The sequence below is a fragment of the Paenibacillus sp. P3E genome, from assembly GCF_001909045.1.
Lineage (GTDB): Bacteria > Bacillota > Bacilli > Paenibacillales > Paenibacillaceae > Paenibacillus_AQ > Paenibacillus_AQ helianthi.
Genome location: NZ_LVWH01000228.1, coordinates 1 through 23,208, shown reverse-complemented (window position 1 = coordinate 23,208; position 23,208 = coordinate 1). Strand labels below are relative to the sequence as shown.

General features: G+C 50.3%; 23 protein-coding genes. 20 read left to right on the top strand and 3 right to left on the bottom strand.

The window, feature by feature from the left end; genetic code table 11:
* The first annotated feature begins 82 nt into the window (after positions 1 to 82).
* The 13 genes from A3842_RS29610 to A3842_RS29550 all read left to right on the top strand — a co-directional run bounded on the left by A3842_RS29610 (position 83) and on the right by A3842_RS29550 (position 13,633).
* Positions 83 to 2,083, top strand: coding sequence for an oxidoreductase (locus A3842_RS29610; protein WP_074103697.1), 2,001 nt, complete (start codon positions 83 to 85; stop codon positions 2,081 to 2,083).
* 113 nt (positions 2,084 to 2,196) lie between these two features.
* Positions 2,197 to 2,619, top strand: coding sequence for a MarR family winged helix-turn-helix transcriptional regulator (locus tag A3842_RS29605; protein ID WP_074085165.1), 423 nt, complete (start codon positions 2,197 to 2,199; stop codon positions 2,617 to 2,619).
* A gap of 82 nt (positions 2,620 to 2,701) precedes the next feature.
* Positions 2,702 to 3,283 carry an NAD(P)H-dependent oxidoreductase gene (locus tag A3842_RS29600; RefSeq protein ID WP_074103696.1) on the top strand — a complete coding sequence of 194 codons (582 nt, stop codon included), beginning with the start codon at positions 2,702 to 2,704 and terminating at the stop codon, positions 3,281 to 3,283.
* 236 nt (positions 3,284 to 3,519) lie between these two features.
* Positions 3,520 to 3,768 carry an adenine nucleotide alpha hydrolase family protein gene (locus A3842_RS29595; protein ID WP_074103695.1) on the top strand — a complete coding sequence of 83 codons (249 nt, stop codon included), beginning with the start codon at positions 3,520 to 3,522 and terminating at the stop codon, positions 3,766 to 3,768.
* Positions 3,769 to 3,800: 32 nt separating this feature from the next.
* Complete coding sequence (locus A3842_RS29590; protein WP_083609788.1) at positions 3,801 to 6,659, top strand: Na+/H+ antiporter subunit A; 2,859 nt, start codon at positions 3,801 to 3,803, stop codon at positions 6,657 to 6,659.
* 1 nt (position 6,660) lies between these two features.
* Positions 6,661 to 6,996 (top strand): Na(+)/H(+) antiporter subunit C, encoded by a 336-nt coding sequence (locus A3842_RS29585; protein ID WP_074103693.1) that lies wholly within the window; start codon positions 6,661 to 6,663, stop codon positions 6,994 to 6,996.
* Positions 6,993 to 8,468, top strand: a complete 1,476-nt coding sequence (locus A3842_RS29580) for a Na+/H+ antiporter subunit D (protein ID WP_074103692.1) — start codon at positions 6,993 to 6,995, stop codon at positions 8,466 to 8,468. The genes A3842_RS29585 and A3842_RS29580 overlap by 4 nt, the downstream gene beginning before the upstream one ends.
* A gap of 6 nt (positions 8,469 to 8,474) precedes the next feature.
* Complete coding sequence (locus tag A3842_RS29575; protein WP_074085171.1) at positions 8,475 to 8,954, top strand: Na+/H+ antiporter subunit E; 480 nt, start codon at positions 8,475 to 8,477, stop codon at positions 8,952 to 8,954.
* Positions 8,951 to 9,244, top strand: coding sequence for a Na(+)/H(+) antiporter subunit F1 (locus A3842_RS29570; RefSeq protein WP_074085172.1), 294 nt, complete (start codon positions 8,951 to 8,953; stop codon positions 9,242 to 9,244). The genes A3842_RS29575 and A3842_RS29570 overlap by 4 nt, the downstream gene beginning before the upstream one ends.
* Positions 9,228 to 9,605 (top strand): monovalent cation/H(+) antiporter subunit G, encoded by a 378-nt coding sequence (gene mnhG / locus A3842_RS29565; protein ID WP_074085173.1) that lies wholly within the window; start codon positions 9,228 to 9,230, stop codon positions 9,603 to 9,605. Before A3842_RS29570 ends, mnhG begins: the two co-directional genes overlap by 17 nt.
* 76 nt (positions 9,606 to 9,681) lie before the next feature.
* A complete protein-coding gene (locus A3842_RS29560) occupies positions 9,682 to 10,917 on the top strand; it encodes a cation:proton antiporter (protein ID WP_074103691.1) in 1,236 nt (411 codons plus the stop codon).
* Between the two features lie 111 nt (positions 10,918 to 11,028).
* Complete coding sequence (locus tag A3842_RS29555; RefSeq protein ID WP_074085175.1) at positions 11,029 to 11,736, top strand: glycosyltransferase family 2 protein; 708 nt, start codon at positions 11,029 to 11,031, stop codon at positions 11,734 to 11,736.
* 28 nt (positions 11,737 to 11,764) lie between these two features.
* Positions 11,765 to 13,633, top strand: a complete 1,869-nt coding sequence (locus tag A3842_RS29550; RefSeq protein ID WP_074103690.1) for an LTA synthase family protein — start codon at positions 11,765 to 11,767, stop codon at positions 13,631 to 13,633.
* A gap of 65 nt (positions 13,634 to 13,698) precedes the next feature.
* Here A3842_RS29550 and A3842_RS29545 read toward each other — a convergent pair whose 3' ends face one another.
* A complete protein-coding gene (locus A3842_RS29545; RefSeq protein ID WP_074085177.1) occupies positions 13,699 to 14,172 on the bottom strand; it encodes a MarR family winged helix-turn-helix transcriptional regulator in 474 nt (157 codons plus the stop codon).
* A gap of 119 nt (positions 14,173 to 14,291) precedes the next feature.
* Positions 14,292 to 15,062: a DeoR/GlpR family DNA-binding transcription regulator gene (locus A3842_RS29540; protein WP_074103689.1), complete on the bottom strand. Its 771-nt coding sequence runs from the start codon at positions 15,060 to 15,062 to the stop codon at positions 14,292 to 14,294.
* 223 nt (positions 15,063 to 15,285) lie between these two features.
* Here A3842_RS29540 and A3842_RS29535 point away from each other — a divergent pair, with 223 nt between their 5' ends.
* From A3842_RS29535 to A3842_RS29515, 5 genes are all read left to right on the top strand, one after another.
* Positions 15,286 to 17,052, top strand: a complete 1,767-nt coding sequence (locus tag A3842_RS29535; RefSeq protein ID WP_074103688.1) for an L-fucose isomerase — start codon at positions 15,286 to 15,288, stop codon at positions 17,050 to 17,052.
* A gap of 26 nt (positions 17,053 to 17,078) precedes the next feature.
* Complete coding sequence (locus tag A3842_RS29530) at positions 17,079 to 18,521, top strand: rhamnulokinase (protein WP_074103687.1); 1,443 nt, start codon at positions 17,079 to 17,081, stop codon at positions 18,519 to 18,521.
* Between the two features lie 3 nt (positions 18,522 to 18,524).
* Entirely contained in the window at positions 18,525 to 19,175 is a 651-nt protein-coding gene (locus A3842_RS29525; RefSeq protein WP_074103686.1) for a class II aldolase/adducin family protein, read from the top strand.
* A 15-nt stretch (positions 19,176 to 19,190) separates the two neighbouring features.
* A complete protein-coding gene (fucU, locus tag A3842_RS29520) occupies positions 19,191 to 19,622 on the top strand; it encodes an L-fucose mutarotase (protein ID WP_074085182.1) in 432 nt (143 codons plus the stop codon).
* Positions 19,623 to 19,938: 316 nt separating this feature from the next.
* Positions 19,939 to 20,985, top strand: coding sequence for an aromatic ring-hydroxylating oxygenase subunit alpha (locus tag A3842_RS29515; RefSeq protein ID WP_074103685.1), 1,047 nt, complete (start codon positions 19,939 to 19,941; stop codon positions 20,983 to 20,985).
* On the opposite strand, the gene A3842_RS29510 is transcribed toward A3842_RS29515, so the two are convergent.
* Positions 20,982 to 21,266, bottom strand: coding sequence for a hypothetical protein (locus A3842_RS29510; RefSeq protein WP_074103684.1), 285 nt, complete (start codon positions 21,264 to 21,266; stop codon positions 20,982 to 20,984). The genes A3842_RS29515 and A3842_RS29510 overlap by 4 nt on opposite strands.
* Before the next feature lie 79 nt (positions 21,267 to 21,345).
* On the opposite strand from A3842_RS29510, the gene A3842_RS29505 reads away from it, so the two are divergent.
* Both A3842_RS29505 and A3842_RS29500 read left to right on the top strand, forming a co-directional pair.
* Positions 21,346 to 21,873 (top strand): GNAT family N-acetyltransferase, encoded by a 528-nt coding sequence (locus A3842_RS29505; protein WP_083609789.1) that lies wholly within the window; start codon positions 21,346 to 21,348, stop codon positions 21,871 to 21,873.
* 74 nt (positions 21,874 to 21,947) lie between these two features.
* Positions 21,948 to 22,856, top strand: coding sequence for a hypothetical protein (locus A3842_RS29500; RefSeq protein ID WP_074085185.1), 909 nt, complete (start codon positions 21,948 to 21,950; stop codon positions 22,854 to 22,856).
* The last annotated feature ends 352 nt before the right edge of the window (positions 22,857 to 23,208 follow it).

Here is a 23,208-nt window from a genome sequence, read left to right as displayed (position 1 = left end):
GTATGTTATAGTCCTATAATGAATATATTCAGTGAATGCATTCACCGAAAATAACCTGATATGATTTCTGGGAGGACTTACAGTGAAGGACAGCCACAGAATTTTATTTGAACCGTTCAAAATCGGCAAGCTGGAGTTGAAAAACAGATTCGTGATGGCCCCGATGGGACCCGGCGGACTCTGCAACGCGGATGGAACATTCAATGAGCGCGGCGTGGAATATTATGTGGAACGTGCCAAAGGCGGCACCGGCCTGCTGATGACAGGTGTTACGATGGTCGAGAATGAGATTGAGAAATGCGCATTGCCGTCCATGCCTTGTCCAACGCTCAACCCGTACCATTTCATCAAAACCGGCAAGATGATGACCGAACGGATTCATGCCTACGGGGCAAAAATCTTTCTGCAGCTGTCCGCAGGCTTCGGGCGTGTAAGCATTCCTTCGATTGTAGGCAAGACTGCTGTAGCTCCTTCGCCGATTCCTCACCGTTGGCTGCCGGATGTAACCTGCCGTGAGCTCACGATTGAGGAAATCCATACCTATGTAAGAAAATTTGCCGAATCTGCTGCGATTGCCAAAAAAGCCGGGTTCGACGGAATAGAGATACATGCGGTGCATGAAGGGTATCTGCTCGACCAATTTGCTATTTCCTTCTTCAATCAGCGGACGGATGAATATGGGGGAAGCCTCCGGAACCGTCTGCGGTTCGCCACCCAAGTTGTCCAGGCGATCAAAGCGGAATGCGGTCAGGATTATCCGGTCTCGCTGCGCTACAGCATTAAGAGCTTCATTAAGGACTGGCGTCAGGGCGGGCTTCCCGGCGAGGAATTCACGGAACAGGGCCGGGATATTGAAGAAGGGATTGAAGCGGCACTGATCCTGGAAGAAGCCGGATACGATGCATTTAACGGGGATGTGGGCTCCTATGATTCCTGGTATTGGGCGCATCCGCCTATGTATCAGGAGAAGGGACTCTATCTGCCATACAATAAAATTCTAAAAAGCATTCTTAAGGTTCCTGTGATCACCGCCGGAAGACTGGATGATCCGGACCGGGCCAGCGATGCCATTCGTGACGGAGCAACCGATATGATCGCACTGGGCCGTCCACTGCTGGCGGATGCCGATATTCCAAACAAGATCTGGGCGGGTCAAATCGAGCGGATTCGTCCGTGTCTGTCCTGCCAGGAGGGCTGCATGGGCCGGCTCGCTTCCTATGCTGCGATCTCCTGTGCCGTCAATCCGGCCTGCGGACGCGAGAAGGATTATGCCATCGGTAAGGCTGAGCAGCCGAAGCGTGTGCTCATCATCGGTGGGGGTCCGGCGGGCTGCGAAGCAGCGCGTGTGGCAGCTATTCGCGGGCATCAGGTCACTTTGCATGAGAAGAGTAATCGTCTGGGAGGTAATCTGATCCCCGGCGGAGTACCCGGGTTCAAGGAAGATGACCATTTGCTGGCCGACTGGTATGGAGTTGAACTGAAAGCGCTGGGTATTGACCTTCGTCTGAACAGTGAGGTTACTTCGGACATCATCGTAGCCAGCGGAGCGGATGCTGTGATCTTTGCCACAGGCTCAACGCCCAAAAGCTTCACCATCGGAGATTCCTCCAACGTGTATACTGCGGAAGAGGTTCTGCTGGGTCAAAAGGATGCGGGAGATTCCACGATCATCATCGGCGGTGGACTGGTTGGCTGCGAAACGGCATTATGGCTCGAAGAGCAAGGAAAGAAAGTCACTCTCGTAGAAATGCAGGATGACATTCTGACCATTGGCGGCCCGCTATGCCATGCCAATGAAGATATGCTTCGCGATCTGGTGGCTTATAAAGACATCGAATTGCTTACAGATACCGTGGTAGCCGGCGCGGATGCCGGGGGCTTTGTACTGAGAAATAAAGCAGGCGAGGAAAGAGTAGTGGCTGCGGATTCAGCGATTCTGGCCGTAGGCTATGCCCCACAGAAGAAATTGTATGACGAGCTGAGTCAAGAGCTTCCGGAAACGTATCTGCTGGGAGATGCCAAGCAGGTGCAGAATATAATGTATGCGGTCTGGGATGCTTATGAAGTGGTCAAAAATATTTAATCGCCGAATTTAATGTGAAAGTAAGCTGAAGGACTCCCCCGCTGAGGAAGACGGGAAGTTCTTCGGCTTATTTTTTAGTTGAAAACATATAGATATCTATGTATAATAGGGCCATGCCTAACTATAATGCACTGTCACTTATCAGCAAGATCCGCTCCGAGGCCCACAAGCTGATCGCCTCAGAGCTTGAGAAGCGCGGCATCGAAGATATCGTCCCCTCCCACGGAGATGTTCTGGTGCATCTGTACCAGCAGGACGGCCTCTCCATTAAGGAGCTTGCGCTTAAGGTTCATCTCACACAGCCCACAGTAACAGTTCTGGTGAACAAGCTGGAGCGGCTGGAATATGTCTGCAGAGTCAAGAGCGGGGAGGATAGCCGAATAACTTTTGTTAAACTTACAGATAAAGGTATTTCACTGCAGCAAGCATTCCGGGAAATATCCGATACGCTGAATGAGGCACTGTATGGAGGTCTGAATCCTGCCCAGCAGGAGGATCTCGAATGTCTTTTGGAGCATATCTATAGACGATTCTAAATTTTTTTGTATAAGTATATAGATATCTATGCAAAATAAGGATAGACCAGTTCTACCCAACCATAAACCGGAGGTAATCAAAATGAAACATCTAGTTGTCTATGCCCATCCTAGTGCTGAGAGCTTTAACCATGCAATTCTGGAAACCACTGTCCAGGCACTGAAGAAAAAGGGACATGAAGTTGTTGTGCGCGATTTGTACGCTCTTGACTTTCAGCCCGTGCTGAAGCCTGAGGATACTGCAGCGATACGCAGCGGGAACACTCCTGTTGACATTCTTACCGAACAGAAGTTTATTGCTGAGGCGGATGTCGTGACCTTTATCTACCCGATCTGGTGGACCGGGCTGCCCGCCATGCTCAAAGGTTACGTGGACCGGGTATTTTCCTACGGATTCGCATATGCCTATGGGGCAACTGGTATAGATAAGCTGCTGACGGGCAAGAAAGGGTTCATTATCAATACACACGGCACGCCAAAAGAAATCTATGACTCAATCGGAATGACAGCGGGACTCAAAATCACATCCGATACCGGGATTTTCGAGTTTACAGGCATCGAAATGGTAGAGCACCTGCTGTTTGGAAGCATTCCTTCAGTCGGCCAGGCTGCTCTGGATGAAATTCTGGTTCAGGTGGAGGAAACGGTAACTACTCTGTTCTAATCTCTGAGTAACTCTATAATAGATCATAATTATCCGGGGAAAGGGGATATTATATATAGGCGTGGATAGACAGCGATTCCTGATCTCAAAGTTGGTAGCTGACCCGCTGTTCCTTTACAATCATCCTTGTAACCTATATAATCAGTGTAATTGTATACAGATGTACCCGGAGGAGCCTGCCAACAGCGGGCTCTTTTTGCGTTTTTTTATGGAAATATAAGCCAGGAGGAAGAGGGATGACCCTTAGACCGAGCAGCGAAAGCATTATGGTATGTGTCCACTATGGCCCGCACGGACAGCGGCTGATTCAAAGAGGAAGCCAGTTATCTAAGTTGCTCAGCGCTCCTTTATGTGTGCTCACCGTAGATTCGTCAAAGGATAATGAGTACAACCAGGAGAAGGAGCAATATCTCTCCGGGTGGGAGACGGGTGAAGCGCAGTATTTGCGGATTGTGCAAGGTGTCTGGGTAAAGCCGGGCAAATAGATTACTTAAGTGAAGAGGGGGAGTGCTTAGCTGTGCTGCATGCTGTAATCTTGATTCCATTTCTGCTGGCTGTTCTGATCCCGCTCGTTAAACGTATTCCGCGTCTTCATACAGGGTGGGCGGTACTGCCAGTTCCAGCAGCTCTTTTTGTGTACTTTCTGATGAAGGTATCCGGCATTCAAGCTGGAGAAAATACGGTTGCCACGGTATCCTGGATACCTTCACTGGGAATGGATATTACCCTGGTGCTGGATGGACTGAGTCTGGTATTCGCCCTGTTGATCACAGGGATGGGGGCTCTCGTAGTTCTATATTCCATCTATTATCTCGATAAGCGGATGGAATCTATCCGTAACTTCTATATGTATCTGCTTATGTTCATGGGAGCGATGCTTGGTGTAGTGTTGTCTGACAACCTGATGGTGCTCTACGGGTTCTGGGAGCTGACCAGTATTACTTCGTTTCTGCTGATTGCCTTCTGGCACCGCCGGGAAAGATCCCGCTATGGAGCACTCAAATCGATGCTGATCACCGTGTTCGGCGGACTGGCGATGTTTGCCGGATTCAACCTGCTCTATGTGATGAGCGGAACTTACAGCATCCGTGAGATTACCGTGCAAGCCGGCCAGTTGTCTGCGGAGCCGATGTTCCTTCCGGCCATGCTGTTGATCCTTTTAGGGGCCTTTACCAAATCGGCGCAATTTCCGTTTCACATCTGGCTTCCTGATGCGATGGAGGCGCCGACTCCGGTCAGTGCATATCTCCATTCGGCAACGATGGTCAAAGCCGGCCTGTATCTGGTTGCACGGCTTACTCCTGTATTTGCCGGAAACCTGGAGTGGTTCTGGTTGGTCTCACTGGTCGGACTCGTTACTCTCTTGTATGGCTCGTTCAAAGCTATCAAGCAAACGGATCTGAAGGCCATGCTTGCCTTTTCTACCGTCAGTCAGCTGGGTTTGATCATGTGCTTGCTGGGACTGGGCTCTGCCGCAGCCTTTTTCTCCGGTACAGAGGAGTCAGTATTCTATTCGATGGCCACAGCGGCAGCTGTCTTTCATCTGATCAACCATGCCGTGTTCAAGGGAACCCTGTTTATGGTGGTTGGGATTGTAGACCATGAGACGAATACAAGGGATCTGCGCAAGCTGGGAGGCTTAATGTCCCTCATGCCGGTCACCTTTTCCGTGGCGCTCATTGGAGCCTTTTCCATGGCCGGGCTTCCGCCGTTCAGCGGCTTCCTGAGCAAGGAAATGTTCTTCACCGCCGTGATGGATATTCGTGAGCTGGATATTTGGAGTACACAGTCCTGGCTTGTGCTTTTTCCCGTCATTGCCTGGATAGCGAGCGTATTTACCTTTGTGTACAGCATGATTCTGGTCTTCAAAACGTTCACCGGCAAGCTGCAGCCCGAGAAGCTGGATAAAGTGCCGCATGAAGCTCCGCCGGGGCTATTGTTCTCCCCGGTACTGCTTGTTTCCCTGGCTGTCTTCTTTGCCTTCTTCCCGGACCTGCTGAGCTCATCCTTAATTGAACCGGCAGTAGCTTCGATTCAATACGGGCTGTTGCCGCCGGAGATGAGTCTCCATGTCCCGATTCATTTCTGGCATGGCTGGACACCGGAAATCTTCATGACTCTGGGTGTGATCGCTGCCGGTATGCTGTTGTATAGAGGCTATGGAAGATTGCGGATACTGGATCGTGAGTGGAGTGGAAGGGATTCGCTTAACCGCATGTATGATCTTGGACTTCGCGCCTTAGAAGGCGGGTCAGCCCGCATCACCAATCTGTATATGACTGGTAGCAACCGGAATTATCTGCTGTATATCTTCGGGTTTTTCATTATTGCTCTCGGGAGTACACTGCTAGGAGCACAGGGGATCACCCTGGGAATGAAGGATTACGCTCCAATCTCCATATACGAAGTGGCAGTAGTTGCGGTCATGTTGGTTGCCGCCATCGCTGTCCCCTTTGCCAAGTCGAGAGTCAATGCCATTCTATTCACAGGTGCAGTGGGCTACATGGTAACCTTGCTGTTTGTGATCTTCCGTGCTCCAGATCTTGCCTTGACACAAATGATTGTGGAGACGGTGTCGGTGATCCTGTTCCTGCTGTGTTTCAAATATTTGCCGAAGCTGAAGCAGGAGAAGGAGAAAGCTTCCTTCAAATGGCTGAATCTTATCCTCGCTGCAGGTGTCGGACTGACGATGACACTGGTAGCACTGGCGGCGATGGGCAGCAGCCCATTTGCTCCGATCTCGGAATTTTTCCTGAACGAAAGCTATTCCCTGGCCGGCGGCAAAAATGTAGTGAATGTTATCCTGGTAGATTTCAGAGGTTTCGATACCTTGTTCGAAATTATGGTTCTTGGCGTGGCGTCCCTTGGAATTTATGGACTGGTTAATCTGAGAATGGAGCCAGGGGCTATAATGCAGGCGAAGAAAACCAAACCGGCAGCCTATTGGTTTCCGTTCCGCAGCAATGATGTGATTCTGCGTACGATGTCCAAGGGAATAGTGTTAATCATTCTTACCTTCTCGCTGTATTTATTCTTTGCCGGACATAATCATCCGGGCGGCGGCTTCATTGGTGCTCTGATGACGTCTGCCGGCATGATTCTGATGGCGATTTCACTGGGAATTGAACCCGTCCGCAAATTTCTTCCGGTCAATTACCGTATTCTCACAGCGGTGGGGCTGCTGATTGCTATACTAACAGCGGCTGGTTCCTTTGCTTTTGGAGCGCCATTCCTGAGCCATTCCTTTGGCCATTTTGATCTGCCGCTGCTAGGGGATACAGAGCTTGCGACAGCCGTTCTGTTCGATCTCGGAGTCTATCTGGCGGTCGTCGGCGTGACGATGAACATTATCTTTACCATAGGAGGGGATGAGTGAAATGGAATGGATGATGGCTGTAGCGGTTGGTATTTTATTTACGGTCGGTGTGTATTTGATTTTATCCAAAACCCTGCTGCGGATTGTACTCGGTACTTCCTTGCTTACTCATGGCGTCCATCTGCTTCTTCTGACTTTGGCCGGACTAAAAAAAGGGGCAGCACCCTTACTAGGTAACGAGGCGGAAGCCTATGCAGATCCATTGCCGCAGGCGCTGATTCTGACATCCATCGTGATCAGCTTCGGTGTAACAGCCTTCTTCTTTGTGCTTGCCTACCGTGCTTATCAGGCACACGGGACGGATGACATGGATTCTGTCCGGGAGGAGGAACAATGAATAATCTCTTGGTTCTGCCGATTCTTATTCCCTTGTGCACCGCTGTTATTCTGATGTTTCTGAAAGAACAGGTGCTGCTGCAGCGGTTCATAAGCATATTCAGCGGCATTCTGAATCTCGTTCTATCCTGTGTACTGGTTTCCCGTATCCACGAGAAGGGGATACAGACTTTACATATGGGCGGCTGGGCTCCGCCTTATGGCATTGTCCTGGTGGGAGATATGTTTGCAGCGCTGTTAGTACTCACGGCTTCAGCCGTGAGTCTGGGGATTCTGCTCTATTCCTTCACCAGCATTGGTCCGGAGCGGGAAAGGTTCTATTACTATTCATTCTTCCATTTTCTGCTCGTAGGTGTATACGGTTCATTCCTGACAGGTGACATCTTCAATTTGTTCGTCTTTTTTGAAGTCATGCTGATCTCGTCTTACGCGATGATCTCCCTGGGCGGAACGAAACATCAGCTTCGGGAAACCGCAAAATATCTCTTGGTCAACATTGTCTCTTCAACCCTCTTTGTAGCGGCTGTCGCCTATCAGTATGCGGCAGTGGGTACACTGAACATGGCCCAGTTGTCCCAGCGCATAGCTGAGACCGGACAAAGCGGTGTTCTGAATGTGATCGCTGTGCTGTTCCTGACCGTTTTCGCTCTGAAGGCCGGGCTGTTCCTTTTTTTCTGGCTCCCCGGCGCTTACAGTGCGCCGTCTTCCGCGGTCCGTGCCTTATTCGGAGCACTTTTGACCAAAGTGGGGCTGTACGCGATTATTCGGACGTTTACGCTTATTTTTACTAGTGATCCTCATTTTACGAACGGCTGGATCGCCTGGATGGCGGCAGCTACCATGATTCTGGGCGCAATGGGTGCTGTCGCCTATAATGATATCCCCCGCATCCTGAATTATAACGTCATTATCAGTGTGGGTTTTATTGCCTTCGGCTTATCCGCGGGAACACCGGATGCGCTCGATGGAACGGTCTATTATCTGCTGCATGATATGCTGGGCAAGGGTCTCATGTTCATTCTGGGAGGGTTGATCATTGCCGCTGCGGGCACGGATCGGTTATCCAGCATGGGGGGGCTGATCAAACGTTATCCTTTGCTGGGCTGGAGTTTTTTCGCGCTGGCACTAACGCTTGCCGGCATCCCGCCCTTCAGCGGCTTTCCCGGCAAAGTGCTGATCATCCGGGGAGGACTGGATTCGGGTATGCTGACGTTATCTCTTATCGGGCTAGGCTCCAGTCTGCTTGTGCTGTACTCACTGATCAAAGTATTCAGGCTGGCCTTCTGGGGTAATCCACCGGACAGGGAACTGCCCAAAGTAAATCTAAAAGGCGGAACGGCGGTAGCAGCCGGACTCTTCGTTCTGGTCATCGTTATGGGCCTTGGAGCGGAATGGGTGAATACGTATGTATCTCAGGCAGGGGAAGTGCTTGGTTCCCCCTGGCTCTATATTGAAGCTGTATTGAAGGAGTAGATGAAGATGGCTGTTCAAATCTTATTAAACCTGATGACTGCGTTTCTGTGGATGATGCTGATCGGTGACGGCTCAGGCTCAAGTTTTGTCATTGGCTATCTGCTGGGGTGCGGACTTCTGATGGTATTGCACAATTTCCTGCCCAAACCGCTCTATTTGAAACGCGTGTGGTCCATTATGAAGCTGCTGGCGCTGTTCCTGCGGGAACTGGTGTTATCCAGCTTCGCGGTTATCCGGCAAATTCTCCGGCCCAGACTGACAGTCCGTCCGGGAATCTTCGCTTATGAAACCGCACTGAGCTCTGACTTTGAGGTTACGCTGCTGTCCTGCCTCATTTGTCTGACACCAGGGACGCTTACACTGGAAGTCTCGGGCAGCGGCCGGATCCTCTATATTCATGCCATGGATATTGAAGATGCCGGCCAGCTCTCCCGCCAGATCCAGGGAACCTTTGAAAAAGCAATTATGGAGGTGACCCGGCTATGATTTCTGTCCTGCTTCAACTTGCGCTGATTATTCTGGCATTAGCCATGCTGGCCTGCCTGTACCGGTTGGTTCAGGGACCGACCCGGTCAGACCGGATTGCTGCCCTTGATACCATCGGTATTCATCTGCTGGCGGTGATTGCGGTGCTGAGCATACAGCAGAAGACTGAGGATTATATTGAAATTGTCCTTGTGATTGGGATTCTGACCTTTATCGGAACAACCGCATTAGCAAGATATATTGAAAGAGATGCGGTTATTGAGCAGGGGGGTGATGAGCTTGATCGGTGAGCTGCTGATTGGGGTTTTGGTGCTAATGGGTGCAGTGTTTTGCGGGCTTGGCGCGTTTGGGCTGGTCCGGCTGCCGGATGTCTACTTACGGTCCCATGCCGCGACCAAAAGTGCTACGCTGGGCGTATTGTGTGTGCTGACAGGAGCCTTTCTATTTTTTTTCTTCTATATAAATATAGTCAGTATTAAGCTGCTGCTGGCGATTGTGTTTGTCTTCATCACCTCCCCGGTTGCCGGTCATCTGAATGGCCGGGCGGCTTACCGCTCCGGTGTGCCTTTATGGAAGGGAAGCGTGCAGGATGACCTGAAGCCGGTATTGGAGAAGAACGGGACGAATCAGTCCGGTTCTAAGAATGAATAAGTGTATCCGATAGATGTACTGAAGTATAATCTAAGAAACTTGGTGTGGGTTCGAAAATTGTAAAATGGGGTGCCGTATGAATCACTTCGATGAAACATTTATCCAGGTCCTGATCCTGCTTGCTATATCCATCGGCGTTATTGCGGTTGCAAAAAAGGTCAATCAACCATACTCTATTGCACTGGTCATGGTAGGACTTTTTCTGGGGTTGGTTCGTGTCCCTGTACTGGAGGATGCAGAAGTTTTTATTACACAATCTCACGTGTTTCAGGCGATTATTATCTCATTATTCCTTCCTATTCTCCTGGGAGACGCAACCCTCAAGCTGCCTTTTTCCCATCTGATGGAACAGCGTAAGCCGGTGCTGGCTTTGGCTTTTGGCGGAACCTTGTTGTCTTTTCTCATTATTGGCTTGTCGGTATATTGGGGCTTGGGACTTCCGCTGATCGTGTCCTTTACCTTTGCAGCGTTGATGAGCGCAACGGATCCCATCAGCGTGATTTCGATTTTCAAATCACTGGGCGTCCCCAAGAATATTGTGACCATCATCGAAGGGGAATCGCTGTTTAACGACGGTATTGCGGTTGTGCTGTTCCAGATTTCATCCGTATACCTGCTGTCTTACATGGAGATGGGCTGGGCGGGAATCGGCAGCGGAATATTGCTCTTTCTGAAGTTTGCCCTGGGGGGCATTCTGGTCGGTGCCATTATGGGCTATATATTTTCCCAGCTGATCCGCCTGTATGATGACTTTCCGCTGGAGATTGGCTTTTCCATGCTGCTGTTCTTTGGGAGCTATTTCATTTCAGAGCATTTTGAGGTCTCGGGTGTTATTGCTGTAGCGGTAAGCGGGCTGATCTTTGGCAATTATGGAGCACGGGTCGGCATGTCAGAGACTACGAAGACGAACATTAATTCCTTTTGGGATGTGATCACCCTCGTAGCGAATTCCCTGATCTTCCTGATGATTGGCCTGGAAATTAAGAATATTAACTTCTCCGATAAGTGGGGGCTTATTCTCGCTGCGATTGTGATCGTACTGCTGGGTAGAACGATAGCGCTCTACACAAGCCTTGCTGCTCTTAGAAACTTCCCGGGTTCCTGGAAAAGTGTGTTGAATTGGGGCGGCTTGAAGGGTAGCTTGTCCATTGCACTTGCCCTGAGTCTGCCTATGTCCTTTGAAGGAAGGCAGGATATATTAGTACTGACGTTCAGTGTTGTGCTGTTCTCATTACTGGTCCAAGGACTGTCGATCAAGCCGCTGGTGAAAAAACTTGGATTAACCCAGGACGTATATCCCACACAAAAATAGGTTGATAACCTAAGTACTTTGTGATTTAATGCAGTAGTGGTATTGATACAGTTGTCGGAGAAGTCCATGTGGTTAGAAAAATGAGAGATCCATGTACCGGGGTGGTTCGGTTTGATCAGACTATCTGTAGTCGCAGCACTATATAATAAAGAGAACAGTATCCGTCAGCTCTATGACAGCATCAAGAATGCAATGGAGAGCCGGACAGAAAGCTATGAGATTGTGTTCGTCAACGACGGCAGCAGGGACCGCAGTGTTGGCATTCTGGATGAGATCGCCCGGTCCGATTCAGCGGTGAAGGTCATCCATTTCGAGAAAAATTGCGGCCAGACGGCAGCGATCTGGGCGGGAATGAAAGCCTCCGGCGGAGAGCTTATCGCTCTGCTTGATGCGGATATGCAGACTGATCCCAGGGACATTTTCAGGCTGATGCCCTTCATTGAACGGGTGGATTTCGTGAATGGCAAGCGGATGGACCGTAAAGGCCCGCTGCTCCGAAGGACGCTGCTAAGACTCATCAACGGGATAAGGAATTTTCTCACCGGTGATAGCCTGTATGATGCGCAGTGCCCCATGAAGCTGATGAGACGTGAAGTGGCGGAGAGCTTCCATTTATACAGCGGGATGCACCGGTATTTGCCGACGCTCGCGAAGATGAACGGCTTTTCCGTGATTGAGGTGTCGGTGAGCCATCAGGGGGGAAGGGACGGAGGTTATCGTTACGGTGCTTTCAACCGAATCTTTGTAGGCTTCATGGACGCGGTTGTTATCGGCAGATTGCAGAAGAGGGTTATCCACTACCGCATCAAAGGGGATTAATTTTTTGTGAAAGGAAACGAATTGTTTCATGAAGAAATCATTGAATAGCATTTTAAATCGGCCGATTCTCTTGTTCAGCTTCGTGCTTCTGCTCAAAAGTGCCGTGGCCTGGTTTGTCGTGTTCAGCGACGGTCCGAACTGGAGTATGGTCATTACCGAAATTCCTTTTTTTATTATTGTGTTCAGTCTAATTGAATGGCTGTCTTCCAAACGGAAGATCTTGTATTATATGATAGCCAATCTGTTCATTACGGTGATTTATTTTTCCGTCCTGATGTATTACAAGTATTATGGCGTGATCGCCACCTACCATGCGCTGCAGCAAGCGGATAAGGTTACAAAGGTCGGAGAGAGCACGTATTCTCTGATCACCCCGTATTATCTGTTTATCTTTGTGGACATTGTCTTCTTCCTGCTCTTTATGTTCCGTCCCAAATATATTGCCAAGTGGAAGGAAAGAGGCACATACCGGATCAACCGTCCTGTTCTGCTTGGTGCGACCGCCGTTTCGATCGCTTTGTGCTTCTTCAATATCTGGCCCAACCACGCAAGCATGAACGAGATCAAAAAAGCGGAAAGCATGGGAATCCTGAATTATGAGGTGTATACGCTGTTTGCGGACAGCACAGAGAAGGAAACGCTTATTGACAGCAAGGAGATTACCCAGCAGGCGGTGGATACCATTAAGGGTACTGAAACACCGCAGTCACCGAAGTACCTGGGAGCCGATAAGGGCAAAAATCTGATCGTAGTCCAGATGGAATCGTTCCAGAACTTTCTGATCGGACTGACCATTGACGGACAGGAGATTACGCCGAATATCAACAAGCTGGCACATAGCAATACGTATTTCAACAATTTCTACACCAATGCGGGCCAGGGTACCACTTCGGATGCCGAGTTCGTGGTGAACTCCTCATTTTATGTGCCGAAGAACGAACCTGCAACATCATCGCCCTATATGAAAAAATCCGTGCCCAGCCTGCCAAAGCTGCTAAGTGCGAACGGATATTATACTGCTACGTTCCATACGAATAGTGTGGAATTCTGGAACCGCAAAGACTTGTACAAAGCGATAGGCTTTGATAAATATTATGACCAGTCATTCTTTGGGGATGATGACCATATCGCATTCGGTTCTTCGGATGAGGTGCTTTTCGCCAAAACAGTACCCGAGCTGGCCGTACTTGATGCCAAGGATCAGCCGTTCTATGCGATGGTCATATCCATGAGTGCACATCATCCTTTCCGGCTTCCTGAGGAAAAGTTCAAGATGAAGCTGCCGGAACGTTATCAAGGGACGCTGTTGGGTGACTATATTCAGGCTCAGAATTATGCGGACTATGCGATGGGGCAATTTCTGGAGGAACTAAAGACCAGCGGACTGTGGGATGACAGCCTGATTGTATTCTATGGGGATCACCAGGGCGTGCCGATGTATACGCTTGGCAATGATGAGAAGGATCTGTTGAAAGAAATGATCGGACATGAATACGGTTATACGGATATGTTCAATATTCCATTCATCGTTCACTCGCCAAGCGGCTCACTGCCTCCGGTCATTGACCGGACAGGCGGACAGATTGACATCCTGCCAACAGTGTCCAATTTGCTGGGAGTGCCGCTGCAGAACCAGCTGCATTTCGGTGAGGATCTGCTGAACTCCACGTCCAACCTGATCCCGTTCCGGCATTTCCTGCCTACAGGTTCCTTCGTGAATAACACGAGCATCTATCTGACGGGGAATGATTACGAGGATGGAAGCAACTACAGTCTAAATGATAATTCGGTGACCCAAGGCGGCTCCACAGAAGCGCAGTTCGAAGCTGCGGAGCGGCTGCTGAACATGTCGAACAGCTATCTGATGCAGCTTCCAGACCGGCCGGATCAGCAGTAACCCGGAACAGTAAGTATAGGGCTTGCCCTGTACTTGCTGTTTTTTTGTGCTAAAAATATAGGTTATCAGTCCTCAAGCTGCCCGTTGATTTCTTCGAAATAGTGATAGACCCCATTCAAAAGCTCGATAAGCGTTTCGCTCCGTTCCTTGCCGAGATAGTCAATCATCCCCTTGAACGTGTCGCGGATTCTGTCAACAGCGGCGTCGGCACAGCGTTCGCCTTTGTCAGTCAATGCAATCCCGCTGACCCTTTTATCCAGGGCATCGCTGGTGCGGACCACATAACCCTGTGCCAGCAGACTGTTCACCATTTGGGTAATAGTGGGGGAGGTGACCTTATGCATTTTGCTGATATCAGAGATCGTAAGCACTGGCTTGCCGGATTTCTCGGTTCCTAATTTGATCGTAACCAGCACACGAATTTCACTGGGCTTCAGCAGGGTGGGGTTGTTCTTCTGCCAGTTGATTTTGGAGAACTGCTGAAATACAGCCATCAGCTCATCAATGTTATCATATTTGCCTTTTCTGTCTTCGTTCATCGCACACCTCAAAGATCATCTTTCCCTTAATTATAGGTCATCATGTGAAGCAAAGGAATGGAAAGGACAAGAAACTTATGTGAAAAGGAGCTTCGTACCACTTTCGCACTGTAGCCGGATTATTCTGCGGGACTGTGGAGAAGTGAGACCTGGTATTTGTTCAGAAACATGCTCCATTCCTCCGAGGGCTTCTCGTCTGTAACGATAAAATCTATCTCGTCAAAGCCGAACAATCGGATAAAAGCAATCCGGTCGAATTTGGAGTAGTCTGCGAGAAGTACCGCTTTGCTGGCCTGCTGGCGCATAAGAATCTTGAGTTCGCTTTCGGCTTCGTTGGAATCGCTGAGTCCGCCTGTCATTGAAAGTGCCTTGCAGCTGAACAATGCGACGTCCACATTATATCTTTGGATGGTGTGGGAGGCGCTCGGACCGACAAAGGAGTTGGTTTCAGCTCCCAGCACGCCGCCTGTGGAGATCAGCTTGTGCCCGGAATGCTGGAACTCGGACAGGACGACCAGTGAATTGGTGATGATCGTCAGGTTTTTTTTGACTTCGGTAATTTTCTTCAGTGCTTCAAAAGCGGTTGAGCTGGTGTCGGTCATCAGGCTGTCACCATCATTAATAAGCTCCAGGACGTTCGCGGCAATGACCCGCTTAGCCTCGAGGTTGACCGCATGTCTATGGGAATAGGAAGGGTCCTCGTTGGTGTGAACATTCAGGATGGCGCCGCCATAGCTTTTCTTAGCGATGCCTTCCTTGTCCAGCTTCTCCAAATCTCTGCGGATCGTCTCTTCGGAGACATTGAAGTCCTGCGCCAAATCAGCGACATGGACTTTTTTGTTACGGTAGAGCTTATTGATAATGAGTTCACGGCGTTCAAATGCTCTCACTAAGGCGGACCTCCTAGCATGATTGATCTTTATTTCTATTTTACTATAATCCGAGGGATAAATAAAAGGAAAATCCACATAAGACTCCACATTTATATTATTAAAACCACATAAACTCACTATAAATGTGTGGATTTATGTTGACATACCTGGTTTATGATTTTATGATAGAGCATATGCAAACGCTTTTATTGTTCTTATCATTCGGAGGAGGTTATATGGCATGACAACTCATTATCCCAAAATCGGAATCCGCCCGACGATTGACGGGAGACGCCGCGGTGTGCGTGAGTCACTGGAAGTCCAGACGATGGGTATGGCGGAGCGGGTCGCTGCCTTTTTGAAGGAAAACCTGCATTACCCTGACGGCTCACCTGTGGAATGTGTAATTGCGGATTCCACGATTGGCGGAGTGAAGGAAGCTGCAGCCGCTCAGGCCAAATTCTCAGGCGCGAATGTAGGGGTATCCATTACAGTAACACCCTGCTGGTGTTATGGCTCGGAAACGATGGATATGGATGCGGCGATTCCGAATGCGGTCTGGGGATTCAATGGTACGGAGAGACCCGGCGCGGTCTATCTTGCTGCTGTGCTGTCAGCGTATGCCCAGAAAGGCATTCCGGCTTTTGGGATCTATGGGGAGGATGTGCAGGATTCAGGAAGCGAGGATATCCCGGCTGATGTCCAGACCAAGCTGCTGCGGTTCGCCAAATCGGCACTTGCCGTTGCTCTGATGAAGGGTACCTCCTACCTGTCGATGGGATCGGTATCGATGGGCATCGCCGGTTCGATTGTGAATGACCAGTTCTTTCAGGAGTACCTGGGCATGCGCAATGAATATATCGATATGTCCGAGTTCGTCCGCCGTTTCGAGGAAGGTATTTACGATCAGGAGGAATTTGCCCGAGCGCTGAAATGGACGAAGGAGAATTGCCGGATCGGCCCTGATAATAACCCTGGACATCTCCAGCTTAGCAGCGAAGAGAAGGAAGCCCAGTGGGAAACCTGCGTCAAGATGGCACTTATCGGCCGTGATCTGATGGTCGGGAATCCGCTGCTTGCAGAGCTTGGATTTGAAGAAGAGGCTCAAGGCCACAACGCGCTTGCCGCCGGCTTCCAGGGGCAGCGTCAATGGACGGACCACTTCCCGAATGGTGATTTCATGGAGACGATCCTGAATTCCTCCTTCGACTGGAACGGCAAGCGCGCTCCTTATATTCTGGCTACGGAGAATGACAGCCTGAACGGCGTGACCATGCTGTTCAATTACTTGTTGACGAATACGGCGCAGATCTTCGCCGATGTCCGCACCTACTGGAGTCCGGCAGCCGTGAAGCGTGTCACCGGATACGAGCTGCAAGACCAGGCAGCTGGCGGCCTGCTCCATCTGATCAATTCCGGATCTGCTGCACTGGACGGTGCTGGTGAACAGACGAGAGATGGCAAGCCGGTAATCAAACCATTCTGGGAGATCACAGATGAGGAAGTGGAAGCTACTCTGAAGGCAACGGAGTTCCGGGCGGCTTCACAGGAATATTTCCGCGGGGGCGGCTTCTCTACCGATTATCTGACCAAGGGCGGAATGCCTGTAACAATGGCGAGGCTTAATCTGGTCAAAGGACTGGGGCCTGTCCTGCAACTGGTGGAAGGTTATACTGCGGAGCTGCCTGAAGAGGTGCACCGCACGCTGGATGAACGTACAGATCCTACCTGGCCGACCACCTGGTTCGCCCCTATTCTCACCGGAATCGGCTCTTTCAGCTCGGTGTATGACGTGATGAATAATTGGGGAGCCAATCACGGAGCAATCAGCTACGGTCATATTGGTGCAGATCTGATTACACTGGCATCCATGCTGCGCATTCCGGTCAGTATGCATAATGTGGAGGCGTCGCGGATTTTTCGGCCGCGTGTCTGGTCACTGTTCGGGACGGAGAGTCTCGAGGCTGCGGACTACCGGGCCTGCCGCAACTTTGGACCCCTATATTAACTTCTGGAAGCGGGCAGGTGAATGGAATGGGCAAGCGGATAAAACTGCTGGCAGTGGATCTCGGGGCAAGCTCGGGAAGAGTGATCCTCGGTACTTATAACGGAAGCAGCATTGTGACAGAGGAGGTTCACCGGTTTGCCAACACACCGGTGCAGGACAGCGGACATTTATACTGGAATGTCCCGGCTCTGCTTCAGGAGATCAAGCAGGGAATCAAGCTGGCGTGCCAGGCTCACGGAGAAATAACAAGCCTCAGTGTGGATACCTGGGGAGTAGATTACGGCTACTTGGATCATGCCGGGAAGCTGCTTGATTCTCCGTATCATTACCGGGATCAGCGGATGGGGAAATACCGTAATCGCCTGGAGGAGCTGCTGCCGCCTGAGGAGCAGTTCAGGCTTACCGGCAATCAGCCGGACCCGATCAATACTCTTTATCAGCTGTTTGCGGATTTGCAGGAGAACCCGCTGCTTCAGGAGCGTGCTGACCATATTCTCATGATGCCTGACTTGTTCCTGTACCTGCTGTCCGGGACTGTTTCTGCAGAGAAAACCATTCTGAGTACGAGCGGGCTGCTGGACGCCGGTACTGGCGACCCTTCATCTGTGGTTCTCGGCAGGCTGGGAATTCCGGCGGGTCTGATTCCGCTTCGTGTTCAGGCCGGAACGGCCATCGGCAGGCTGCTGCCGGAGCTCTGCGCTGAGCTGGGCTGCGGACCCATCCGCGTTATTGCCGGTGCCTCTCATGATACGGCATCCGCCGTAGCCTCCATTCCATATGCGGAGAAGGATGGGGCGGCGTTTATCAGCTGCGGTACCTGGTCACTCGTTGGCATGGAAACGAAGGCTCCCGTGCTAACCCCGGCAAGCTATAAATATGGCTTCACGAATGAAGGCTGTTATGGCAGCGGGAACCGGCTGCTTAAGAACATTACCGGCCTGTGGCTGCTCCAAGAAACGCGCAGGACCTGGGCGGAAGCGGGTGAAGTGCTGAGCTTCGGGGAGCTTTCCACACTTGCCGGGAACGAGGGGGCAGCACAATCTTTTATCCAACCGAATGATCCGGTCTTTAGTACGCCTGGAGACATGCCGGGACGTATCGCTGAATACTGCCGGAGTACCGGTCAACGGGTCCCAGAGACCAAAGGGGCGATGGTCCGCACGATTCTGGAGAGCCTCGCCAAGTCCTATGCGGCTGCGATCCGGGAGCTGGAAGAAATTACTGGTGAAAAGGTTCGTAAAGTTCATATGGTCGGAGGGGGGATTCAGAACAAGCTCCTCTGCCAGTTGACGGCGGACGCTTCCGGAAGAGAAATTATAGCCGGTCCCATCGAAGCCAGTGCGCTCGGCAATCTGCTGGTGCAGCTGGCAGCCCTGGGCGAACTGGATTTCAGCCAGGCCGCAGAGATTGTAGCAGCTTCCGAGACCCTGACGGTCTATCGGCCAATAAATGATAATAGAGGAGAATAAACCATGGATGAGCTGGAAAAGAAACTGCGACTGCAGATTTGCGATATCGGAAGGAACCTGTTCAATAAGGATTTTATAGCCGCGAATGATGGCAACATCTCTGCCCGTTTGAGCGGAGGTGAAGTGTTAGCTACACCAACTGGGGTCAGCAAAGGCTATCTGGAGCCGCATATGCTGGTCAAAGTCAATCTCGAAGGAGAGATTCTGGAAGCACACGAAGGCTACAGACCTTCCACAGAAGTCAAAATGCATCTGCGGATATACCGGGAGCTTCCCGAGATGAACGGGGTAGTGCATGCGCACCCGCCGTTTGGCACTGCTTTTGCCATTAAAGGGGAAGCACTCGACAAAATGATGATGCCGGAATCCGTTATCGCTATGGGTGATATTCCTCTGGCTAAATACGGCACACCTTCTACGGAGGAGGTTCCTGATTCCATCATGCCGTTCCTGGGCAAGAAAACAGCCGTGCTGCTGGAAAGCCATGGCGCTCTGTCCTGGGGCAAGGATGTAATGGGTGCGTATATGAACATGGAGCGGCTGGAATACACCGCCAAGCTGACCTTTTTAACCCGCATGATTAACGGGGAACGTGAGCTGCCGCCGAACCGGATTGAAGAGCTGGTGGCGCTGCGGTCTTTCTATGGAATGTAAGGAGGGGATCTGAACATGCTGAAGAAAATCCCCAAGCTGCTCTCCCCCGAACTCGTGAAAATCATGATGGAGATGGGCCATGGCGATGAGCTGGTGCTCGCAGATGCCAACTTTCCCGGCCATGCGCTGCATTCCCGGGTGATCCGCTGTGACGGCTTAGGCATTCCTGAGCTGCTGGCTGCGGTTCTGGAGCTGCTCCCGCTGGATCATTATGCGGATCATCAGGCTGCGCTCATGAGTGTCGTTCCAGGAGATCCTACAGTCCCTGTAATCTGGGATACGTATAAGGAAATCATTTCTGGTTTTGATGAGGATGCGCAGATCTCCCATGAAGAACGCTTTGCTTTCTATACCCGCTCACAAAGTGCTTATGCTATTGTAATCACCGGTGAAGAGGCGCTTTACGGTAATGTTATTCTTAAAAAAGGTGTGATTAAGAGCAGTTGATCCCTTTTGACTGTTGGATATGAAGTCAGGAATAATCCTGTCAGTAATGGATTCTCCACGTGAGAATGTATTACTGGCAGGATTTTTTTGGGTTTCACGGCCTGCAGGAGTGGCAGGTGCAAAAACTATTATGTTATGTTTTATGTCATTATGCATAACATTTGAATCGTGTTTTTAGTCAGGAATCCAAAAACAGACGATTTTAGATTGATTTTTTTAGGGGAACAAGATTAAAATATACACAATAAGTTATATAATCTAACATATAATAAATTACCTTAACGGAGTTTATCGGGAGTGGAGAGGTGGAACGAACATGATTGAGGAAAACAAGAAACTGGTGCATGAACTCGAGCTTCCCCGTGACTGCACATTCTCCCCTGAGGACTGGCGGGTCTTAGCTGAATATTGGTACCCGGTCGCCATAGCAGATGAGGTACAGAACAAACCGCTCGCAGTGAAGCTGCTGGATATGAAGCTGGTATGCTACCGAAGTGAGGGTAAAGTGGTCATCGCGCGTGATCTATGTTTCCATCGGGGAGCACCTCTCAGCAAGGGCTGGGTAGAGAATGGCGAAATTGTGTGCCCGTACCACGGGTTCCGCTATAACTGTGAAGGGAAATGTACCGCCGTTCCGGCTCATCCCAGCTCCAAAATCTCACCCAAGCTGAAGCTGATTGTGTATCCGGCCATTGAACGCTACGGCTTGATCTGGACCTGCCTAGGCTCATCTCCTGAGCAAATTCCAGCCTTCCCCGGGTGGGAGGATCCGGACTATATGAATATTTTGCCGCCGAGCTTCGATATTGCCGGTTCGTCCGGCCGCCAGATGGAAGGATTCCTCGATGTCTCACATTTCGCTTATGTGCATACGGCAACCTTCGGTGACCGCAACAACACTGAGGTTCCCCAATACAAGGTTAGACGCGAAGGCAGCGAACTGGTTGCAGAATACTGGAGTACGGTCAGCAATTACGGGAAAGGCCAGGAGAACCCGGCACCGGAAGGCTTCATGTGGCTGCGCGAATTCCGTGTGTTCCCGCCGTTTGCGGCTTCGCTTACCGTCTATTTTCCGGAAGAAGGCAGACTCAAAATTCTAAACTGTGCTTCCCCGGTATCTGCGCGATATACCCGGCTCTTCTGTCCGATCTCCAGAAACTTCGATAAGAGCGCACCGGTACAGGATACGATCAACTTCAACCTGCAGGTCTTCGCAGAAGACGCAGAAATGGTGGAGTCGCAGACTCCGGAGGATCTGCCGCTTGATCTGCAGGCAGAAGCACATATTCCGGCGGACCGAACCTCAATTGCTTACCGTCAGTTGTTAACGGAACTTGGGCTTGGACGGACTTATACTTCTTAATCATCGAGTGTAGTTTCATTGTATGATACGATTCCCGGATTCGCAGATTCCCTTCCTGTGCCTGTTCCTCCGGAGCAGCGCACAGGAAGGTTTTTTTGTAAATATAGAGTTGGAGCTAGTCTGATGGCCTGATGGCTTGGAGTTAACAAAATGACTAATCCGCCAGTGATAAAAAAAACTGCATTTTTGACGGGAATTCGCTTAGACTTAAGCTGAACGAACCCTGTGACCAGATGAAGCAGAGCATAGAGGTAAAAAAGGATAAAAATAGCTGTTAGCATGGGGAAGCCTCTTTTCGATTGGGATAGAATGTAGAGGGGCATAAACATTAACGTGGAGGTAAGGAGCTTGAACAGAGGCATGGCAAATGATTACTGCATCGCAGCAATGGATGAACAGCAGGCCCGGAAAATTGTGAATTGGGACTATGAACCGCCATATTCTATCTATAATATGACAGATGATCCCGAAGACATACAAGAAATGTTGGACGGAACGTATTTCTCGGTGCTTTCCACTGAGGGTGAGCTGGTTGGATTCTTTTGTTATGGACAAAATGCTCAGGTTCCAGGGGGCAGGCTGCAGGGTTTGTACATAGGCGACGATGTATTGGATATCGGGCTGGGGATGAGGCCGGATCTGACAGGAAAGGGGAAGGGGCTCGGCTTTGTGCAAGCGGGTTTGGCATTTGGTCAGGCGACGTATGCACCCTCGGGCTTTAGATTAACTGTTGCTGCTTTTAATCAAAGAGCGTTCACACTCTATACTCAAGCAGGCTTTGTGCGTACTACATCTTTCCTGAACAAGAACGGAGAAACAGAACGGGAGTTCATTATCATGGAGTCGACTGGAGAAAGTAGGTGCATGTCTGATAAAATAGAGAAGTAGAAGCCACAACGATTCCAGACTGTTCCGGCAGCGGCGAAATGCAGGACCGGCATCAACCCAAAGGAGACTTGATTGTGAACGAGAAACTGAAACAAGCCTATGAAAGGTTAGGGTTGCCTGAGACCGTAACCAGAGAGGAATTGGACAAAAGGTTCGATCTGCTGCTTAGACGGCGGCGCTCATTGACCAATGAAGCGGAAATCGCAGCGTATGAAGAGGATTTTCAAGCCATCAAATTTATACTGGATTCCAGAGACCAGCAGGAAATTCAGGAGGCTGAAGATCAGCGGCTGGCTAAATACGGCAGTCTTGCCGGTGGAGCGCGGAAATGGGAACGCTTTATGCGGCTCTATAAAACACATGTCATTATTTCTATTATCGCGGTAATCGTACTTGTCTTCGCTGGTAATGCGCTGTATAACAACTGGCAGCACAGAAAATATCTGGCCTCCCTGCCGCCGGTTGATGCGAAAATTATGTTCATCGGCAATTTTGGTGTGAAGGACAAGGACGGCAAGATGGACGCTCTGAACCAGGCGATTGTTAATGAGTATCCTGAATGGAAACGGGTGGACACCAGCATTGTATACCTTCCCAAGACCGGCGAAGGTTCTGATACACTGGATATGAACTATATGCAAAAGGCTGTAGTCGAGCTGGCAGCCAACTCACCGGATATTCTGATTCTGGATGAAGCTACACTCAAATGGATCGGCGGCCAGGATGGCTTTCAGAATCTGGAGCCGATTCTGGGGGATGGCAAGATCGCCAAGGATGATCCCCGTCTGAAATGGGGGAAATTAGGGGAGAGTACCGTGAACGAGCTTTACGCTGTAGATATTACAGACTCGAAATTCGTGTCTTCTCTGCCAATCAACCATAACACCCAGTCGATAGATATTGGAGTGTTGGGCGGAGATAAGCCTAAGGATAAGATCCTTCAATTCGTGAAGCATATTGCCGAGGAAAACACTGGTAAGTAAATTTTCTGCAAAAAATGGGCTATATATGCAAGGAGCGGCACAGCGGTGCCGCTTTTTTGCGTGCGCCTCACAGTCGCACTATCTAGGTGGTTCAAATCCACCCGGTGACTTTACCCTTTAAAGTGCCGTAGCCGAAGCAGACTTCCGGCAACCGAAGGTTGCCGGAAGGGCAGGGTGTCTTCCGTAAGGAAGAATCCGAAGGGCCTGCAGGCAAAGTCCAGCCCGGAATGCAGTGAACCAGAGGTGGCGGCGATGCTGGGTGACCCGCCGTAAAAACGGGGAAACCTATACGAAATCGTATATCTTACAGGAAAACACACAAAGGGAAATGACCTGCAAGACTCATCGACGT

Bases quoted from the DNA above. Each gene is read 5' to 3' on its own strand.
- A3842_RS29525 (WP_074103686.1), top strand. From the start codon at position 18,525: ATGGATGAGCTGGAAAAGAAACTGCGACTGCAGATTTGCGATATCGGA.
- A3842_RS29600 (WP_074103696.1), top strand. From the start codon at position 2,702: ATGAAACATCTAGTTGTCTATGCCCATCCTAGTGCTGAGAGCTTTAAC.
- A3842_RS29545 (WP_074085177.1), bottom strand. From the start codon at position 14,172: ATGAACGAAGACAGAAAAGGCAAATATGATAACATTGATGAGCTGATG.
- A3842_RS29515 (WP_074103685.1), top strand. From the start codon at position 19,939: ATGATTGAGGAAAACAAGAAACTGGTGCATGAACTCGAGCTTCCCCGT.
- A3842_RS29595 (WP_074103695.1), top strand. From the start codon at position 3,520: ATGACCCTTAGACCGAGCAGCGAAAGCATTATGGTATGTGTCCACTAT.
- A3842_RS29560 (WP_074103691.1), top strand. From the start codon at position 9,682: ATGAATCACTTCGATGAAACATTTATCCAGGTCCTGATCCTGCTTGCT.
- A3842_RS29580 (WP_074103692.1), top strand. From the start codon at position 6,993: ATGAATAATCTCTTGGTTCTGCCGATTCTTATTCCCTTGTGCACCGCT.
- A3842_RS29570 (WP_074085172.1), top strand. From the start codon at position 8,951: ATGATTTCTGTCCTGCTTCAACTTGCGCTGATTATTCTGGCATTAGCC.
- A3842_RS29535 (WP_074103688.1), top strand. From the start codon at position 15,286: ATGACAACTCATTATCCCAAAATCGGAATCCGCCCGACGATTGACGGG.
- fucU (WP_074085182.1), top strand. From the start codon at position 19,191: ATGCTGAAGAAAATCCCCAAGCTGCTCTCCCCCGAACTCGTGAAAATC.
- A3842_RS29530 (WP_074103687.1), top strand. From the start codon at position 17,079: ATGGGCAAGCGGATAAAACTGCTGGCAGTGGATCTCGGGGCAAGCTCG.
- mnhG (WP_074085173.1), top strand. From the start codon at position 9,228: ATGAGCTTGATCGGTGAGCTGCTGATTGGGGTTTTGGTGCTAATGGGT.
- A3842_RS29505 (WP_083609789.1), top strand. From the start codon at position 21,346: ATGGCAAATGATTACTGCATCGCAGCAATGGATGAACAGCAGGCCCGG.
- A3842_RS29605 (WP_074085165.1), top strand. From the start codon at position 2,197: ATGCCTAACTATAATGCACTGTCACTTATCAGCAAGATCCGCTCCGAG.
- A3842_RS29575 (WP_074085171.1), top strand. From the start codon at position 8,475: ATGGCTGTTCAAATCTTATTAAACCTGATGACTGCGTTTCTGTGGATG.
- A3842_RS29510 (WP_074103684.1), bottom strand. From the start codon at position 21,266: ATGCTAACAGCTATTTTTATCCTTTTTTACCTCTATGCTCTGCTTCAT.
- A3842_RS29550 (WP_074103690.1), top strand. From the start codon at position 11,765: ATGAAGAAATCATTGAATAGCATTTTAAATCGGCCGATTCTCTTGTTC.
- A3842_RS29585 (WP_074103693.1), top strand. From the start codon at position 6,661: ATGGAATGGATGATGGCTGTAGCGGTTGGTATTTTATTTACGGTCGGT.